The organism is Flavobacterium sp. FlaQc-57 (genome assembly GCF_044007395.1).
In the GTDB taxonomy this organism is placed as follows: domain Bacteria; phylum Bacteroidota; class Bacteroidia; order Flavobacteriales; family Flavobacteriaceae; genus Flavobacterium.
This window is the reverse complement of the sequence record NZ_JBIPDA010000002.1, coordinates 623,105-639,258: the sequence shown is the minus strand read 5'-3', so window position 1 is coordinate 639,258 and position 16,154 is coordinate 623,105. Positions and strand designations below refer to the sequence as shown.

18 protein-coding genes are annotated in these 16,154 nt (G+C 32.3%); 8 read left to right on the top strand and 10 right to left on the bottom strand.

The window, feature by feature from the left end:
- Positions 1-382 precede the first annotated feature (382 nt).
- From pyk to ACHRVZ_RS08740, 5 genes are all read right to left on the bottom strand, one after another.
- Complete coding sequence (gene pyk / locus ACHRVZ_RS08760) at positions 383-1,813, bottom strand: pyruvate kinase (RefSeq protein WP_395421943.1); 1,431 nt, start codon at positions 1,811-1,813, stop codon at positions 383-385.
- A gap of 5 nt (positions 1,814-1,818) precedes the next feature.
- Positions 1,819-2,307, bottom strand: a complete 489-nt coding sequence (locus tag ACHRVZ_RS08755; RefSeq protein WP_395421942.1) for an IPExxxVDY family protein — start codon at positions 2,305-2,307, stop codon at positions 1,819-1,821.
- Between the two features lie 125 nt (positions 2,308-2,432).
- On the bottom strand, positions 2,433-3,173 hold the full coding sequence (gene rnc, locus ACHRVZ_RS08750) for a ribonuclease III (RefSeq protein ID WP_395421940.1): 741 nt from the start codon (positions 3,171-3,173) through the stop codon (positions 2,433-2,435).
- Between the two features lie 9 nt (positions 3,174-3,182).
- On the bottom strand, positions 3,183-4,436 hold the full coding sequence (gene fabF / locus ACHRVZ_RS08745; RefSeq protein WP_041519958.1) for a beta-ketoacyl-ACP synthase II: 1,254 nt from the start codon (positions 4,434-4,436) through the stop codon (positions 3,183-3,185).
- A 179-nt stretch (positions 4,437-4,615) separates the two neighbouring features.
- Positions 4,616-4,852, bottom strand: coding sequence for an acyl carrier protein (locus ACHRVZ_RS08740; protein ID WP_007137004.1), 237 nt, complete (start codon positions 4,850-4,852; stop codon positions 4,616-4,618).
- 175 nt (positions 4,853-5,027) lie between these two features.
- On the opposite strand from ACHRVZ_RS08740, the gene purN reads away from it, so the two are divergent.
- The 3 genes from purN to rnhA are packed head-to-tail and all read left to right on the top strand — an operon-like array spanning position 5,028 to position 6,683.
- Positions 5,028-5,591: a phosphoribosylglycinamide formyltransferase gene (gene purN / locus ACHRVZ_RS08735; RefSeq protein WP_395421938.1), complete on the top strand. Its 564-nt coding sequence runs from the start codon at positions 5,028-5,030 to the stop codon at positions 5,589-5,591.
- A gap of 4 nt (positions 5,592-5,595) precedes the next feature.
- Positions 5,596-6,201: a hypothetical protein gene (locus ACHRVZ_RS08730; protein WP_395421937.1), complete on the top strand. Its 606-nt coding sequence runs from the start codon at positions 5,596-5,598 to the stop codon at positions 6,199-6,201.
- Between the two features lie 2 nt (positions 6,202-6,203).
- Positions 6,204-6,683 carry a ribonuclease HI gene (rnhA, locus tag ACHRVZ_RS08725; protein ID WP_395421935.1) on the top strand — a complete coding sequence of 160 codons (480 nt, stop codon included), beginning with the start codon at positions 6,204-6,206 and terminating at the stop codon, positions 6,681-6,683.
- 70 nt (positions 6,684-6,753) lie between these two features.
- Here rnhA and ACHRVZ_RS08720 read toward each other — a convergent pair whose 3' ends face one another.
- Positions 6,754-7,101 carry a DUF6249 domain-containing protein gene (locus ACHRVZ_RS08720; RefSeq protein WP_395421934.1) on the bottom strand — a complete coding sequence of 116 codons (348 nt, stop codon included), beginning with the start codon at positions 7,099-7,101 and terminating at the stop codon, positions 6,754-6,756.
- 386 nt (positions 7,102-7,487) lie between these two features.
- On the opposite strand from ACHRVZ_RS08720, the gene ACHRVZ_RS08715 reads away from it, so the two are divergent.
- The 3 genes from ACHRVZ_RS08715 to ACHRVZ_RS08705 all read left to right on the top strand — a co-directional run bounded on the left by ACHRVZ_RS08715 (position 7,488) and on the right by ACHRVZ_RS08705 (position 9,461).
- Complete coding sequence (locus ACHRVZ_RS08715; RefSeq protein WP_395421933.1) at positions 7,488-8,075, top strand: RNA polymerase sigma factor; 588 nt, start codon at positions 7,488-7,490, stop codon at positions 8,073-8,075.
- Positions 8,059-8,454, top strand: coding sequence for a hypothetical protein (locus ACHRVZ_RS08710; protein WP_395421932.1), 396 nt, complete (start codon positions 8,059-8,061; stop codon positions 8,452-8,454). The genes ACHRVZ_RS08715 and ACHRVZ_RS08710 overlap by 17 nt, the downstream gene beginning before the upstream one ends.
- Before the next feature lie 89 nt (positions 8,455-8,543).
- On the top strand, positions 8,544-9,461 hold the full coding sequence (locus tag ACHRVZ_RS08705; protein WP_395421931.1) for an alpha/beta hydrolase family protein: 918 nt from the start codon (positions 8,544-8,546) through the stop codon (positions 9,459-9,461).
- A 73-nt stretch (positions 9,462-9,534) separates the two neighbouring features.
- Here ACHRVZ_RS08705 and ACHRVZ_RS08700 read toward each other — a convergent pair whose 3' ends face one another.
- Positions 9,535-10,014, bottom strand: coding sequence for a hypothetical protein (locus ACHRVZ_RS08700; RefSeq protein ID WP_395421929.1), 480 nt, complete (start codon positions 10,012-10,014; stop codon positions 9,535-9,537).
- A 326-nt stretch (positions 10,015-10,340) separates the two neighbouring features.
- Between ACHRVZ_RS08700 and ACHRVZ_RS08695 the strand changes: the two genes are divergently transcribed.
- Both ACHRVZ_RS08695 and ACHRVZ_RS08690 read left to right on the top strand, forming a co-directional pair.
- Positions 10,341-11,264, top strand: a complete 924-nt coding sequence (locus ACHRVZ_RS08695) for a PfkB family carbohydrate kinase (RefSeq protein WP_294788874.1) — start codon at positions 10,341-10,343, stop codon at positions 11,262-11,264.
- An 84-nt stretch (positions 11,265-11,348) separates the two neighbouring features.
- The gene (locus ACHRVZ_RS08690) at positions 11,349-13,247 is read left to right on the top strand and encodes an amidophosphoribosyltransferase (protein WP_395421928.1); all 1,899 of its coding nucleotides are present in this window, start codon (positions 11,349-11,351) and stop codon (positions 13,245-13,247) included.
- Between the two features lie 493 nt (positions 13,248-13,740).
- Here ACHRVZ_RS08690 and ACHRVZ_RS08685 read toward each other — a convergent pair whose 3' ends face one another.
- From ACHRVZ_RS08685 to ACHRVZ_RS08675, 3 genes are all read right to left on the bottom strand, one after another.
- Positions 13,741-14,349 (bottom strand): superoxide dismutase, encoded by a 609-nt coding sequence (locus ACHRVZ_RS08685; protein WP_395421926.1) that lies wholly within the window; start codon positions 14,347-14,349, stop codon positions 13,741-13,743.
- A 138-nt stretch (positions 14,350-14,487) separates the two neighbouring features.
- Positions 14,488-15,162: an aminoacyl-tRNA hydrolase gene (gene pth, locus ACHRVZ_RS08680; RefSeq protein WP_395421925.1), complete on the bottom strand. Its 675-nt coding sequence runs from the start codon at positions 15,160-15,162 to the stop codon at positions 14,488-14,490.
- A 258-nt stretch (positions 15,163-15,420) separates the two neighbouring features.
- A complete protein-coding gene (locus ACHRVZ_RS08675; protein WP_395421924.1) occupies positions 15,421-16,032 on the bottom strand; it encodes a 50S ribosomal protein L25/general stress protein Ctc in 612 nt (203 codons plus the stop codon).
- Between the last annotated feature and the right edge of the window lie 122 nt (positions 16,033-16,154).

Below are 16,154 nucleotides of genomic sequence, written 5' to 3'. Positions count from 1 at the left end.
CCAAAAAACATTTAATTAGGAAGTTAGGTTTTCAATTTTGCAGTGAACAAATAAAAAAAGACAAGAAAAAGCTTTAAAAAAGAAATGCTTTTTTATTAAACTCTACGAATCTAACTTTGCAAACGATTAAATTTCTAAGTATTTTTTCTCTTATACTGAAGCCTTTTTAGACAAAAAAACAATCTTATAACACAGATATTTAAGAATATCCTTATTTAAAAAATAAATTCTGGAATTTATTCCTATCCCATTATGCATGAATATAAAGTATATTTCAAACATTTAATTCACCTCTAGAGGCTTTTGAAGTATTTAAACTTAACTCAAAAAAAAAGAGCCATCAAATATTTGATGGCTCTTTTATATAATCTAAAAGGAAAATTTATTCTATTTCAGAAACTCTCATGGTATTAACCATTCCTTTATCTTTAATTGGCATAGCCGCAAGATTGATTAAGTAATCACCTTTTACCGCGTATCCTTTTTGAACTGCAATTTCATTAACATCAGTTACAGTATCATCTGTACTTTCGTCTTTATCATAGAAGTATGATTTTACTCCCCATAATAAATTCAATTGTGTTAAAATTCTTCTGTTTGAAGTAAATACCAAAATATGTGCAGATGGTCTCCATGCTGAAATTTGGAAAGCTGTATAACCACTATTTGTTAAAGTACAAATTGCTTTTGCTTTGATTTCATTTGCCAATAAAGCTGCCTGATGACAAACTGTTTTAGTAACAAAACGTTTTGTTTTGATTTGTGGTGTATTTTGTGGAACATGAATTAATTCAGAATCCTCAACAGCCTCACAAATTTGAGTCATTTTTTGAATAACCTGTACTGGGTAATTTCCTGTAGCAGTTTCTCCGGATAACATTACTGCATCAGCTCCATCCATTACAGAGTTTGCAACGTCATTTACTTCAGCTCTTGTTGGAGTTAAACTAGTGATCATTGTTTCCATCATTTGTGTAGCAACGATTACAGGAATTCTAGCCGTTTTAGCTCTTCTGATCAAATCTTTTTGTACCAATGGCACTTCGTGTGCAGGAAGTTCAACTCCTAAATCTCCACGAGCAACCATTAAAGCGTCGCAATATGCTACAATTTTATCCATGTTCTCAAGAGCTTCCGGCATTTCAATTTTAGCAACAATTGGAATTTTATATTCTGAATGTTTAGCGATCAATTCTTGTAAATCTTGCAAATCTCGAGGTGTTTTTACAAACGAAAGTGCAATCCAGTCTACTTTTTGCTCAATTGCAAAAATCGCATCAGCGATATCTTTTTCAGTTAAAGCCGGTAAAGAAATTTTAGTATTTGGAAGATTAACCCCTTTTTTAGATTTTAATTCTCCACCTTGAATTACTTTAGCAACAACCTCAGTTTTTTTATCTGTAGAAATAATTTCGAAAATCAATTTACCATCATCAAGCAAAATACGCTCACCTGCGTTAACATCATTTGGGAAATTTTGATACTTCATGAATACTTTTTGAGCAGTACCTATAATATCTTCAGCAGTTGTAAAAGTGATTAAATCACCATCATTTACTACTGTTCCTTCTTCCATTACACCAACTCTAAGTTTTGGTCCCTGTAAATCTCCTAAGATTGCAGTTGTGTAACCAAACTCTTCGTTTAGACCTCTAATAATATTAATTTTATCCTTTACTCCCTCGTAATCAGCATGCGAAAAATTGATTCTAAACACATTAACCCCTGCGTCGATCATATCCTTGATAATCTCTCTCGTACTACATGCAGGCCCAAGTGTAGCAACAATTTTGGTTTTCTTGTTTGTTAACATTTTTTTTAAAAAATTAGATTGTTTTTTGATTTTATTTTATCAGTATCTACAGCATAAATAGCCGCAATACTCTCTATGGTATTTAATTTTTGTTGAATTTCTGAAAAATCCAGAGTCTCCTCGCTGTTCTCTATTTTCAGGAAAAAATCTACTTTTTTGAATTCAGGAAGTAAATGAATTGTTGTTGAGACCTCACTTGTCTCATCGGAAAACAAATCTTGAAAATCATTTTTACTCGCTGAAATGATTTCATTTTTATTCTGAATCAAATTCCATGAAATTGTCTTTTCGGAATCATAATAATAGAATCTCGAAAAATTTGCCTCGCCTTCTTTAGTTTGAGCATGGATCTCGTTTTTGCTCTTACTTAAGTTTATCGGAAGGTTTTTATTGATAAAATAGGCCAATCTATAATCTTCTAATGAAGTATGAATTGCCATTAAATAATAATCAATTTCGTCAAATTCGTCTAAATCCAATCTATGAATAGCCATGTCATGAAAAATCAAGGTGTAAATATACTATTTCTTACGGAGCATCTATAGTTCTGATGCGCTTGTTTTTGTTAATTTATAAACGAAAACGTTATAGCCTTAAGATAGTTACAGCATTTTTGTAGCTATTTCTTGTCTATTTTTTCCTGAAATGCAAAATAAGCTCTTTGTGATGCTTTCTCTTCTGCCTTCTTTTTTGAAGTTGCTCGCGCTCTTGCGATGACTTTATCGTCTATACTTAATTTAACACCAAATAAGCGTTGACCGTCAATACCGTTATCTTCAAATATATCATAATGAAAGATTCTTTTTTCTTTCTGACACCATTCGATAACCAAACTTTTATAGCTAATTACCTTACCTTCAAGTCTCGCTATGTCAACATAAGGTGCAATAACTCTTTTTTGAATAAACTTTTCACAGAAAGAATATCCTTTGTCTAAATAAATAGCTCCAATTAGTGATTCAAAAATATTACCATGAATATTTTCTCCAAAATGCTGGATAGGCACTTTGCTTTCTACAAAACGAACTAAATTTAAATCTTTACCTAATTCATTCAAATGTTCACGGCTTACAATTTTTGAGCGCATTTTGGTCAAATAACCTTCATCACCATTTGGTGCTTTATTAAATAAGTGTGCTGCAATTACAGCACTTAACATAGCATCTCCCAAAAATTCTAATCGCTCGTAATTTATTGGATGTCCCGCTTCGTCTAATTTATTTGAAGATCTATGCGTAAACGCTTTCTTATAAAAATCGATTGTAGCAGGCTTAAAACCAAGTATTTTCTGAATAGTGTCAAAAAAAATCCCGTCTTCTAGAGAACGGGATTTAGAAAATATTTTTTTGATAATATTCATATACAGAAATTAGTCAACTAATTTTTTAAACAATACACAAGCATTGTGTCCACCAAAACCAAAAGTGTTACTCATAGCAACATTCACCTCTCTTTTTTGAGGTTTGTTTAAAGTAAGATTCAATGACGGATCAATGTTCTCATCAACTACTGTATGATTAATCGTTGGAGGAACAATACTGTTTTGCATTGCAAGAATTGAAGCAATTGCCTCAATAGCTCCTGCTGCACCAAGTAAGTGTCCAGTCATTGACTTTGTAGAATTGATGTTGATGTTTTTTGCATGATCACCAAAAACAGCACTAATTGCTTTTAATTCGGCAACATCTCCTAATGGAGTAGAAGTTCCGTGAGTATTGATATGATCAACATCTTCAGGGTTCATTCCTGCATCTCTTAATGTATTTTTCATTACTGCAATAACTCCAATTCCTTCCGGATGTGGTGCAGTTAAATGGTAAGCATCAGATGACATTCCGCCTCCACCTATTTCGCAATAGATTTTTGCTCCTCTTGCTTTTGCATGTTCGTAATCTTCAAGAACTAATGCTCCTGCTCCTTCTCCTAAAACAAAACCATCTCTGGTTGCATCAAAAGGTCTTGAAGCCGTTTCAGGACTTTCATTTCTTGTAGATAAAGCGTGCATAGAATTAAAACCTCCCATACCGGCAATCGTAATTGCAGCTTCTGAACCACCTGAGATAATTACATCACACATTCCTAAACGAATGTAGTTGAAAGCATCAATCAAAGCATTTGCAGAAGATGCACATGCAGAAACAGTAGTATAATTTGGCCCCATGTAACCATTACGCATCGAAATGTGTGCTGGTGCAATATCGGCAATCATTTTAGGAATAAAAAACGGATTGAATTTTGGAGTTCCGTCACCTTTAGCATAATAAATTACTTCTTCCTGAAAAGTTTCTAAACCTCCAATACCAGCTCCCCAAATAACACCAACTCTTGTTTTGTCGATATTATCATTAGTAAGTCCCGCATCTTTAATAGCTTCATCACTTGCAGCAACAGCATATTGAGCGAATTTATCTAATCTTCGAGATTCCTTGCGATCCATGTAATCTTCAATATTGAAGTTTTTTACTTCGCAGGCAAATTTCGTTTTGTGCTTCTCTGTATCATAATATGTTATAGGAGCCGCTCCGCTAACCCCATTCACAAGTGCATTCCAATAATCCTGGATATTATTCCCGATAGGAGTAAGTGCACCTAATCCTGTTACAACAACTCGCCTTAATGCCATAAATATGTATTTTGTACTTTAAACAAATAAAACCCACGCTTTCTTAACACTATTGTTACTTAAGAGCCATGGGCATTACAATATAAATATATCTTTTTGATTGAAAACCAATCGAAATTTTAATTTAAAAAAAATAATAACACCCGACTTATAAAATATAAAAATCGGGTGCGGTATTATTATTTTTTAGCTTCTTCGATATAAGAAATAGCTTGACCAACAGTAGCAATGTTTTCTGCTTGATCGTCTGGAATTTGAATATCAAATTCTTTTTCGAATTCCATAATAAGCTCAACAGTGTCTAATGAGTCAGCTCCTAAATCATTAGTGAAGCTTGCTTCTGTTACAACTTCGTTTTCGTCAACACCTAATTTGTCTACGATAATCGCTTTTACTCTTGATGCAATGTCTGACATAATCTTTAATTTTAGAATTTAATTTGTTGGCAAAAATAAAAAACTTTATTTTAAAACCACGATTTAGTTTATAAATGTAACACTAATTTATAAAATTAATTTCAAGAAAGACTTTTTAATACTATTTATTTTCGATTATTATTCCGTTTTTTGCATTCTCAAACTAAATTCGATTATGAAAAAAATTATTGTTTTTGCCTCAGGATCAGGAACTAATGCTGAAAACATCATAAAACATTTTGCAAAAAGTAAAATTGCAAGAGTCGTTTCTGTTTTTACAAATAATGCTTCGGCAAAAGTTATCGAAAGAGCAAAAAATCATCAAATTTCGACCGAAATCTTCTCCAAAAACGAACTTTTAGAGCGAAACGTCTTACAAAAAATACAAGAAATCGATCCGGATCTGATAGTTCTGGCTGGTTTTTTATTGAAATTTCCAGAGAATATAATCGAGAAATATCCGAATCAAATAATCAACATTCATCCTGCACTTTTACCTAATTACGGAGGTAAAGGAATGTATGGTATGCACATACACAGAGCAGTAGTCGAAAACAAGGAAAAAGAAACCGGTATAACTATTCATTTTGTAAACGAAAATTATGACGAAGGTGCTATCATTTTTCAAAAAAACGTAGCATTGACAAATGAAGATACTCCGGAAACAGTGGCAGAAAAGATTCATGAACTGGAACAAAAGTACTTTCCTGAAATTATTTCTAGACTTTTAGAAGAATAGATTTATGAAAAAAGTACTTTTAAATTTAATATTTATTTTAATATTTTTCAATTCTCATTGCCAGGAAAAATTAGACATAAAAAGAATTGGATTCTCAATTGATATTCCAAAAAACTGGACTACTATACAAAATGATGAGATATTAAAAAACTTAAACAATTTTGAATTTACGGATAAACAAATGGATCATCTCTTTAAAACTAATAATTCTTCTGTAAATCTTGCAACTTTTGTTAAATATGATCCAAAAACATATGCTGGAATAATTCCGACTATTAAAATTAGAACTAGAGAATCCAAAGTAACAAACCTTCAGGATTTTTTAAAACAGATCCAAAATTCTAATGAAGAATTAAAGAAAACATTAGATGATTTTAAATTCATTGATAATCCAACATTCATTGAACTTTCAAGAAAAAAAGTTGTAAAATTTTCAGTTCAGTTTCATTTAAAAAAAGACGACCACATATTCACTATATCGAGCAGAAGTTATTACATTCCAAAAAATGGATATTATATTTCTTTAAATTTTATTGAAGAAATTGGAAAAGAAGACAATAGTTTACTTTTTGAAGATCTTATAAAAACAATATCGCTAACAGATAAATAATAATGACCCAACACGAAGTACATATATATACAGATGGCGCTGCAAAAGGAAATCCTGGAAACGGTGGCTACGGCGTAGTGATGGAATTAGTAGGAACGCCGCATAAAAAAGAATTCTATGAAGGTTTCCGTCTTACCACCAATAATCGAATGGAACTTTTAGCTGTGATTGTTGGCTTAGAAAAACTAAAAAAACCAAACATGAAGGTTTTAGTTGTTTCTGATTCTAAATACGTAATTGATTCTGTTGTAAAAAAATGGGTTTTTGGCTGGGAGAAAAAAAACTACACGGGTAAAAAAAATCCTGATCTATGGAAACGCTTTTTGATCATTTACAGGAAACATCAAGTCGACTTTAAATGGATCAAAGGACACAACAATCATCCTCAAAACGAACGTTGTGATGAATTGGCGGTTATGGCAGCTATGCAGAAAAACCTTTCGATAGATGTTTATTACGAAACCATCGGATCAAAATCATAAAAAAACGCGTCAGAAGCAATTGTTTCCGACGCGTTTTTATCGTTATTAAAGAGACTAACTTAAGCGATTTTTATTCCTTATCTAAATCTTTTGCAGTTTTGTAACCTGTAAGAAGCCCAATTCCCGCCATAATAAATATGATCGAAGGATACACAGCTCCATCATTCAACGAAGTGTAAGTCGTAATAAGTAAAGCCACAAAAATACCGACACCGCTTCCTATTAATAAAAAAGCCAGATTAACTACAAATATTTTCCACGCAGGAACACCTTTTCCTTTTCCCTGCATAAAGATACTGGCATCAACACCTTTTTCTATAAGTGCCATACGCTCTCTATTTCTGGTTGAATAAATTAAATAAATGATTCCGAAGATCATTAAGAAAAAGCTAATTGGGATTAAAATTTTTGAATCCATAATATTTTATTTTTAATTGATTGATACTCCATATGACGACTTGTTTTAAATTGAGGTTACAACTTTTGATGAAAAATTTCAATTTTAAATTTTAAAATTCAAAATTAACTGACAATCAATTAATTTTAATGTCAAAAACTTTATCAAAGTTTGAAACCAAGGACATAAGAAACTTTAATTTAAAACTTCAATAAAGCTTAAAAAAATATTTTACACAAAACAATCACAATTATTGTCATTCCTAGGAACGACAAAAATGTGCAAGGCATTTTGAATACATGTTTATATCAAAATTCAAGTCTAATTTATTATTGTATATAAAGATTGAAATTTGCTTTTTTTTCAAATTCTTGTAACCCAAAAAACAAACTGTCGTCATATAGAATATGAGTACAATAAGTGATCAACATTATATCGATAAAATTCTGCAAGGCGAAACCACTGCGTTTGCCGTGTTGGTGGATCGTTATAAGGATATGATCTTTACTTTGGCACTCAAAATGATCAAAAACAGAGAAGAATCGGAAGAGGTTGCACAAGATACTTTTATCAAAATCTTTAATTCTTTGAGTAAATTTAAAGGTGATTCAAAATTTTCGACCTGGATTTATAAAATTGCTTATAATACGTGTTTAGATCGTTTGAAGAAAAACAAAAAAGAAGACCTGAACATTTCAATAGATGAATTTTCGGCTCATTTAATAAAAACGATGGACAATGCTTTAAGCGCTTTAGAAGATAAGGAACGAAAGCAGGCAATTCAGAATTGTTTGAATTTATTACCGAGTGAAGAGAATTTCCTACTCACTTTATTTTACTTCGAAGATCAAAATTTAGAAGAAATCGGAAAAATCATGAGTATTACGGCCAACAATGTCAAAATAAAATTATTTAGAAGCCGACAAAAATTAGCTGTAATTTTGAAAAAGCAATTAGAACCAGAAATAGTAGCGTGTTATGAAAGAGAGCGATAAAAATATAGAAAACCTTATTGATAGAATGATGTCCGAAAACAATTTGGATTCACCATCTCTTGACTTTACTTCAAAAATAATGTCTCAGGTTTTAGTGGCTGAAAAGAGCAAAATTAAAGCTTACAAACCATTGATTTCCAAATCAACATGGATATTTATTGGCGTTGCTTTAGCTGCCTTGGTTGTATATGTATTACTTTTTTCAGGAACAGATAATCAATTAGAAATTGGAAAATCGTATGCCGACAAAATCTCTACTGCTTTTTCAGGAATTCATCTTTCTAAAAATATATTGTATGCGATTTTAATAGTTCCTTTCATGATTTTGGTCCAAATTGGAGTTTTGAAGAATTATTTTGATAAGAAATATGAGTTGTAAAGATGTTAAAACCAACCCAAAAGAATACACCTCGATAATTGTGAATTAATTTATCGTGATTTAGTAAAGGTTCCTTAAATTTAAAAAAAATGAAAAATAAACTGATAATTTTTAAAAGCATACTAAGAGCAAAAAAAACATCCACATATTCACTCTTAATTTTGCTTTTTTTTGTCAATAGTTATGCATCGACAATTCCGTCAAACTTTACTACTAAGGAAATAAAATTTGTTAGTGAAGGAGTTTCACTCGCAGGAACTGTTTTTACACCTAACAATGTACAGGCAGCCGTTGTGATTGTTCATGGATCTGGACAAGAAAAAAGAATGATAGACTTTGCCACAACCCTAGCCAACAATGGAATTGCAGTTTTAACGTATGATAAACGTGGAGTCGGAGAATCAGCTGGTGTATATGCAGGACCTGAAGTAGGAACTAACAATGTTGATTTCTCAAACCTGAATCTTTTGTCTTTAGATGCAAGTGCTGCCGTAAATACTTTATCTAAATATTTATCAAATAAAAAAATCTCAATAGGTTTAATAGGTGGTAGTCAAGCTGGATGGATAATTCCATTAGCTGCAGAAAAAAATAAGAAAGTCAAATTTATGACAATCTTTAGCGGAGCGCTTATAACAGTTAAAGAACAATTGAGATTCCAATTCTATACAAATGGAGATAAAAATTTTTGGGATACACACTCAGAAGAAGAGGCAAGAAAACATGTATTCAATGACCCAGATAAATATGAGTTTATTGACACAAATCCCAATGATGTTCTTTCTAAATTATCAATTCCGGGAATCTGGATTTTTGGAGGCAAAGACATTCAAGTTCCTGTAAATCTATCAATCGAATATCTTGATATATTAAAGTCTAAAGGGAAACACTATGAATATAAATTGTTCCCAAACTTGGGACACAACACAGCATTTTCAGCCTCTGAAGAGCCTATGAAAGAGGCGATTAATTGGATAAAAAATATCGACAAATCAAAGAATCATTAGCAAAAAAAAATAGAGTTCACTCGCTAACAACTACTAAAACAAGTTTGGGAAATTTAATTTGTATTTGTAAGTTTTACTCGAAATAATCTTCTCTTTTAATTATAGAATATCTAACATGAGGATCATCAAAACTAATATCATATCGATTTAAATACAATAAATAACTAATTGTAGAATATTGGTCAGATTTTATAATTGATTTATTAAGTTCAAGTTCACCTTTTTTAAATGATATTTTAGAGAATTTTTTAAGAAATTTATCAAATCCTAGACTAGAGTATTCTTTTTCTATTTCTAAATCTAATTTTAAACTATACCAATAATTCGGTTTTTTAATCAAAACCAAATGATTATTTAAAACGGCATTTAAAAAAATGTCAAATGATTTGTACTTTTTGGAATAATGTTTTTTAAAGAAAAGAAATAAATCATGATTATTTGTTCTACAAATCTCTTTATTGCTTCTCAAAACATATAAATCAAAACTTAAATATTTAGATGGCACTAAACCTAATTCTGCATCTTCATGCATATATGCCAATTTCTCTATCATTTCTTTAGAAAAATTAGGTTCTTTTCTTTCACAGGAAATCAAAAAACAAAACAATATCAATAAGGTTAGAATTTTCTTCATAATAGCGATTCCATATTTAAACAAATCTAACCAAAATCTTCAAAGCATTTTTTAAAAATAAATATTGCTTTTCAAATCCAAAAAACATATTTTAAGCACTCCAAACCACCAAATATAATTCACTCATTTACAACAGTTTTAACCCCGAAATCGATCTTGTTTTTTTATGAAAATTTTGAGAACCTAAACCATTGCAATATTGCAACTTATGAAGTATCTTTGCACCCTAATTCGAAATTCATAAAATGAATAAATTATTGATTGTTGGAACGGTTGCTTTCGACGCTATCGAAACTCCTTTCGGAAAAACAGATAAAATATTAGGTGGTGCTGCAACGTACATTGGTTTATCGGCATCATTTTTTAACTTACAATCGGCTATTGTTTCTGTAGTTGGAGACGATTTCCCTCAAGAACATTTAGATCTTTTAACGTCAAAAAATATTGATATCTCTGGTATCGAAATTGTTAAAGGCGGAAAAACTTTTTTCTGGAGCGGTTTGTACCACAACGATTTAAATTCTAGAGACACTCTGGTAACTGAACTAAACGTTTTGGCTGATTTTCAACCAAAAGTTCCTCAAAACTACAAAGATGCTGATGTTGTGATGTTAGGAAACTTACATCCGTTAGTACAAAGCAGTGTTTTGGATCAAATGGAGAAAAAACCAAAATTAGTAGTTTTAGACACTATGAATTTTTGGATGGATTGCGCTCTTCCTGAATTATTAGACGTTATTAAACGTGTAGATGTGATCACAATCAATGATGAAGAAGCAAGACAACTTTCAGGAGAATATTCATTAGTAAAAGCAGCAAACAAAATCCAGGAATTGGGACCAAAATATGTGGTGATCAAAAAAGGAGAACACGGAGCGCTTTTATTCCACAACAGAGAAGTTTTCTTTGCACCGGCTTTACCATTAGAAGATGTTTTCGATCCAACAGGAGCAGGAGATACTTTTGCAGGTGGTTTTTCCGGATTCATTGCACAAAGCGAAAACATTTCGTTTGGTAACATGAAAAATGCAATTATTTACGGTTCGAATTTAGCTTCATTTTGTGTAGAAAAATTTGGAACTGAAAGAATGGAAACATTAAGCAAAGCCGAGGTAGCAATTCGATTACAACAGTTTAAGTCGTTAACTCAGTTTGACATAGAAATATAATGCCCTAAAGCCTCGGATAACAACGGGGCTTTTTTATTACGTTAATACACACAACTTACACAACAACACAAAATACAAAACACAATGAGCGACGCTTTAAAACACGAATGTGGTATAGCCTTAGTTAGACTTCTTAAACCGCTTGAATATTACAAAGAAAAATACGGAACTGCTTTTTACGGGATACAAAAAATGTATCTAATGATGGAGAAGCAGCACAACCGTGGTCAGGATGGCGCAGGTTTCGCAAGCATTAAATTAGATGTTGAACCGGGAGAACGTTACATCAGTAGAGTTCGTTCAAATCACGCACAACCTATACAAGACGTTTTTAAACAAATCAATGAGCGTATCAATGAGGAAATGACTACACATCCTGAATACGCTAATGATGTTGCACAACAAAAAGCAAACATTCCATACATAGGAGAATTATTTTTAGGACACGTTCGTTACGGAACTTTTGGAAAAAACAGCATCGAAAGCGTTCACCCATTTTTACGTCAAAGTAACTGGATGCACCGTAATTTAATTTTGGCTGGAAACTTTAACATGACTAATGTTAAAGAACTTTTCGAAAATCTAGTTGAACTTGGACAACACCCAAAAGAAATGGCCGATACTGTTACAGTAATGGAAAAAATTGGTCACTTTCTTGACAAAGAAGTAATGCAGCTTTACCAAGACTGTAAACAAGAAGGTTACTCTAAAAGAGAAGCTTCGCCGGTAATTGCTGATCGATTGGATATTGGAAAAATATTAGCCCGTTCTGCTAAAAATTTAGACGGTGGTTATGCAATGGCCGGATTATTAGGTCATGGAGATGCATTTGTCTTTAGAGATCCTGCCGGAATTCGTCCAGCTTATTATTATCAAGATGACGAAGTAGTTGTTGTAGCTTCTGAAAGACCTGTTATTCAAACTGTATTCAATGTACCTTTTGAAAGTGTTCAGGAAATCGATCCGGGAAATGCTTTGATCATCAAAAAAAGCGGAAAAGTTACTATGGAACAAATCCTGGAACCAACTGTTAAAAAAGCATGTTCGTTTGAAAGAATTTACTTTTCAAGAGGAAGTGATGCTGAAATCTATCAAGAACGTAAAAACTTAGGAAAATTAATTTTACCTGCTGTTCTTGAATCAATTGACAGCGATACAGACAATACTGTTTTCTCTTATATACCAAATACAGCCGAAACTTCATTTTATGGTTTAGTCGAAGCTGCTCAGGATTTCTTAAATCAAAGAAAAAACAATTATATTCTAGCTAATAGAAATACCCTTACTGCTGAAACATTACAGGAATTATTGGCTGTAAAAATCCGCACAGAGAAAGTCGCTATTAAAGATGCTAAACTTAGAACCTTTATCACAGAGGACAGTAGCCGTGATGATCTTGTTGCACACGTTTACGATGTAACTTACGGAGTAATCAAACCAACTGACAACTTGGTGATTATTGATGACAGTATCGTTCGTGGTACCACACTTAAAATGAGTATCATAAAAATGATGGATCGTTTAAAACCTAAACGTATCGTAATCGTTTCTTCTGCTCCACAAATTCGTTACCCTGATTGTTACGGTATTGATATGGCAAAACTTGAAGGTCTTGTCGCCTTTAGAGCAGCCTTAGCTTTATTGAAAGAAAGAAATCTATATCATATCGTAGACGAAGTTTACGCAAAATGTAAAGCACAGGAAAACTATATTGATAGTGATGTTGTGAATTATGTAACAGCAATTTACGATCAATTTACACCTGAAGAAGTTTCAGATAAAATTGCAGAAATGTTGAGTTCTCCGGAAATCAATGCCGAAGTAAAAATCATTTTCCAAAAAGTAGAAGATTTGCATGTTGCTTGTCCTAAAAATCTTGGAGATTGGTACTTTACAGGTGATTATCCTACACCAGGAGGAAATCGTGTCGTAAACAGAGCATTCATGAATTTTTATGAAGGGAAAGACGCTAGAGCGTATTAATAAAATACTAACAAAAGGTTAATTTGTGCATTTCATCGGTTTTTTTTGCCGTTCATCCCATATGTTTGGTAAAAATGAAAAGCTACAATACTTTTGAACTACCATAACATTAGTAGGTTAAGTTTATGGTAGATTTGGGGCAAAAAGGGTGGAAGAAATTCCACCTTTTTTATTGGAATAAACTCAAACATTTCAAAAGCAACAAATTACAGTTACTTTATCGGATATATTTACCATTCATCTAAAAAGTTTTTTTCATAAGAATTGCTTCCATACATTTACTGAACCATAACATTAGTAGGTTAAGTTTATGGTAGATTTGGGGCAAAAAAGGTGGAAGAGATTCCGCCTTTTTTATTTTCTTTTTAAGATAAAAGAATAAAGAACATAGAAAAAAGACTCTGGATAAAGAAATAAAAATATAGAAATAAAAAAAAGACGAATAACCATTAGGCCATTCGTCTTTTCTCTTTATTCTTTACTCTATTTTCGACTATTTATCTAAAGCAAATCTTCTAGCAACTTCTGTCCAGTTGATTACACTAAAGAAAGCTTCAATATAATCTGGTCTTCTGTTTTGGTAGTTTAAATAGTAAGCATGTTCCCAAACATCCATTCCTAAGATTGGAGTTCCACCACAACCAACTTCTGGCATTAATGGATTGTCTTGATTTGGAGTTCCGCAAACGTCAAGTTTTCCACCTTTACTTACGCATAACCAAGCCCATCCTGAACCAAATTGTGTTGCACCAGCTTTAGCAAATTTTGCTTTAAACTCTTCAAAAGTCCCAAAAGAAGCCTCAATTGCAGCTAACAAATCACCAGTTGGTAATCCGCCACCGTTTGGAGTCATTACAGTCCAGAATAAATTGTGGTTATAGAAACCTCCACCATTGTTACGAACTGCTGCGTTTGATTTATCTAGGTTGATTAAGATATTTTCGATTGTTTTTCCTTCCAAATCTGTACCTGCAATAGCAGCATTTAGATTTGTAGTATAAGCATTATGGTGTTTTGTATAATGGATTTCCATTGTACGAGCATCAATATGTGGTTCTAATGCATCATATGCATAAGGTAATTGTGGTAATTCAAAAGCCATGATATTATGATTTTATGATTTATAATAATTTATTTCAAATTTAGACATTTAACTTTGGAATAGAAAATACTATTTCGTTATAATTCGATTTAATTAATCGATAATTCGATTTTTAAATCCATAAACAACTGTAAATCTTTATTTTCCGTTAAAAGTTGTCATTGTATTTTCTAATCCCGCAGTTCCAAATGATTTGATAATTTCAGATGCAACTTCTAAACGTTCCGGTAATTTCGCTTTTTCTTCTTCATCCCAATCACCTAAAACATAATCGACCTGTTGCCCTTTTTTGAACTGGTCGCTGATACCAAACCTAAAACGAGTGTAGTTTTGCGTGTTTAAAACCAGATTAATATTTTTTAATCCGTTATGACCACCATCACTCCCTTTCGGCTTGATTCTGATTGTTCCAAAAGACAAGTTTAAATCATCTGTAATGACCAGGATATTCTCTAATGGAATGTTTTCCTTGTCCATCCAATATTTAACAGCCTTCCCACTTAAATTCATGTAGGTATTAGGCTTAAGCAGAAAAAAGGTTCTTCCTTTAAATTTATATTCGGCCAAAGAACCCAGTTTTACGGTTTCGAATGAAAGACCTTCTTTTTTCGCCAAGAAATCAAGTACTTTAAAACCAATGTTATGTCTTGTATTTACGTATTCGGCACCAATATTACCTAGTCCGACAATCAAATATTTTTTACTCACGTTTTTTATATTGTTTTTTTGGTGTTCGTGAACCTCCGGTTTCATATTATCTGTGTTCTCTTCTTTTTGTGTTGATGAAAACAGTTTTGTTATCCATTTTATCATGGAGCAAAAATAGGATTAATGTTGGTAATTAGAAAATGTGTCAATTAGATAATTTATTCTTAACCGCAATGTCCGCAAAGGTTTACGCAATTCACACCAAGAATAGCACACAGATCACGTAAATTAAAACCGATTAACACTGATTTCTTACTTTGTCCCTTTGAAACTTTACCTCTTTGAACCTTTTCTCAAAACCTTTTAAAACAAAAAAAAGCACCAATCTTTCGATTGATGCTTTTTGTATTGATTTGAAAAAAATTATTTTTTCTTTCCTTTTGCAGGAGCTTTTGCAGCTTTTGCAGCTTCTTGAGCAGCTTTCATAGCAGCACGAGAGATTCTTACCTGAGCAACAACTGTGTTGTCCGGGTGAATAATTTTGTATTCTGGAGCACCAACTTTAGTAACGTATAATTTGTTACCCATTTCAAGTGGAGTGATGTCAGCTTCAACAAAATCAGGAAGATTTTTAGGTAAAGCTTTAACTTTTAATTTACGTGTGTTTAAACGTAAAACACCTCCTGCAAGAACACCTTTTGATGTACCAACAATTTTCACAGGAACTTCCATAGTGATTTCTTTGTCATCAAATAATTGAAAGAAGTCAATATGTAAAATTTTATCAGATACCGGGTGAACCTGAATATCTTGTAAAATTGCATTAAATGATTTTCCTTTTCCAAGCTCAATCACAACTGTGTGTGCGTTTGGAGTGTAAACCAAGTTTTTGAATGCCGCAGCGTCCGCTGAGAAATGTACTGCCTGATTTCCTCCGTATAACACGCAAGGAACCGCTCCAGCATTACGTAAGGCTTTAGTTGACACTTTGCCCACGCTTTCTCTTTCTGATCCTTTAATTGTAATCGATTTCATTGTAAAAAAATATAGTTATTAATAAATATTCTAATTTGCTTTAAGCTTTAGGCATTACGCTTTAGGCTTTTTCTGCACTAAGTAAGAAAGCTTACAGCCTAAGGCTTAAAGCTTACTGCTTT

Excerpts from the sequence above, each read along its gene's own strand:
- purN (WP_395421938.1), top strand. The coding sequence starts at position 5,028 with ATGAAAAAAATTATTGTTTTTGCCTCAGGATCAGGAACTAATGCTGAA.
- ACHRVZ_RS08700 (WP_395421929.1), bottom strand. The coding sequence starts at position 10,014 with ATGATAGAGAAATTGGCATATATGCATGAAGATGCAGAATTAGGTTTA.
- rnhA (WP_395421935.1), top strand. The coding sequence starts at position 6,204 with ATGACCCAACACGAAGTACATATATATACAGATGGCGCTGCAAAAGGA.
- ACHRVZ_RS08740 (WP_007137004.1), bottom strand. The coding sequence starts at position 4,852 with ATGTCAGACATTGCATCAAGAGTAAAAGCGATTATCGTAGACAAATTA.
- pyk (WP_395421943.1), bottom strand. The coding sequence starts at position 1,813 with ATGTTAACAAACAAGAAAACCAAAATTGTTGCTACACTTGGGCCTGCA.
- ACHRVZ_RS08755 (WP_395421942.1), bottom strand. The coding sequence starts at position 2,307 with ATGGCTATTCATAGATTGGATTTAGACGAATTTGACGAAATTGATTAT.
- ACHRVZ_RS08690 (WP_395421928.1), top strand. The coding sequence starts at position 11,349 with ATGAGCGACGCTTTAAAACACGAATGTGGTATAGCCTTAGTTAGACTT.
- ACHRVZ_RS08720 (WP_395421934.1), bottom strand. The coding sequence starts at position 7,101 with ATGGATTCAAAAATTTTAATCCCAATTAGCTTTTTCTTAATGATCTTC.
- ACHRVZ_RS08730 (WP_395421937.1), top strand. The coding sequence starts at position 5,596 with ATGAAAAAAGTACTTTTAAATTTAATATTTATTTTAATATTTTTCAAT.
- pth (WP_395421925.1), bottom strand. The coding sequence starts at position 15,162 with ATGATAAAATGGATAACAAAACTGTTTTCATCAACACAAAAAGAAGAG.
- ACHRVZ_RS08695 (WP_294788874.1), top strand. The coding sequence starts at position 10,341 with ATGAATAAATTATTGATTGTTGGAACGGTTGCTTTCGACGCTATCGAA.
- ACHRVZ_RS08675 (WP_395421924.1), bottom strand. The coding sequence starts at position 16,032 with ATGAAATCGATTACAATTAAAGGATCAGAAAGAGAAAGCGTGGGCAAA.
- ACHRVZ_RS08710 (WP_395421932.1), top strand. The coding sequence starts at position 8,059 with ATGAAAGAGAGCGATAAAAATATAGAAAACCTTATTGATAGAATGATG.
- rnc (WP_395421940.1), bottom strand. The coding sequence starts at position 3,173 with ATGAATATTATCAAAAAAATATTTTCTAAATCCCGTTCTCTAGAAGAC.
- ACHRVZ_RS08685 (WP_395421926.1), bottom strand. The coding sequence starts at position 14,349 with ATGGCTTTTGAATTACCACAATTACCTTATGCATATGATGCATTAGAA.
- fabF (WP_041519958.1), bottom strand. The coding sequence starts at position 4,436 with ATGGCATTAAGGCGAGTTGTTGTAACAGGATTAGGTGCACTTACTCCT.
- ACHRVZ_RS08705 (WP_395421931.1), top strand. The coding sequence starts at position 8,544 with ATGAAAAATAAACTGATAATTTTTAAAAGCATACTAAGAGCAAAAAAA.
- ACHRVZ_RS08715 (WP_395421933.1), top strand. The coding sequence starts at position 7,488 with ATGAGTACAATAAGTGATCAACATTATATCGATAAAATTCTGCAAGGC.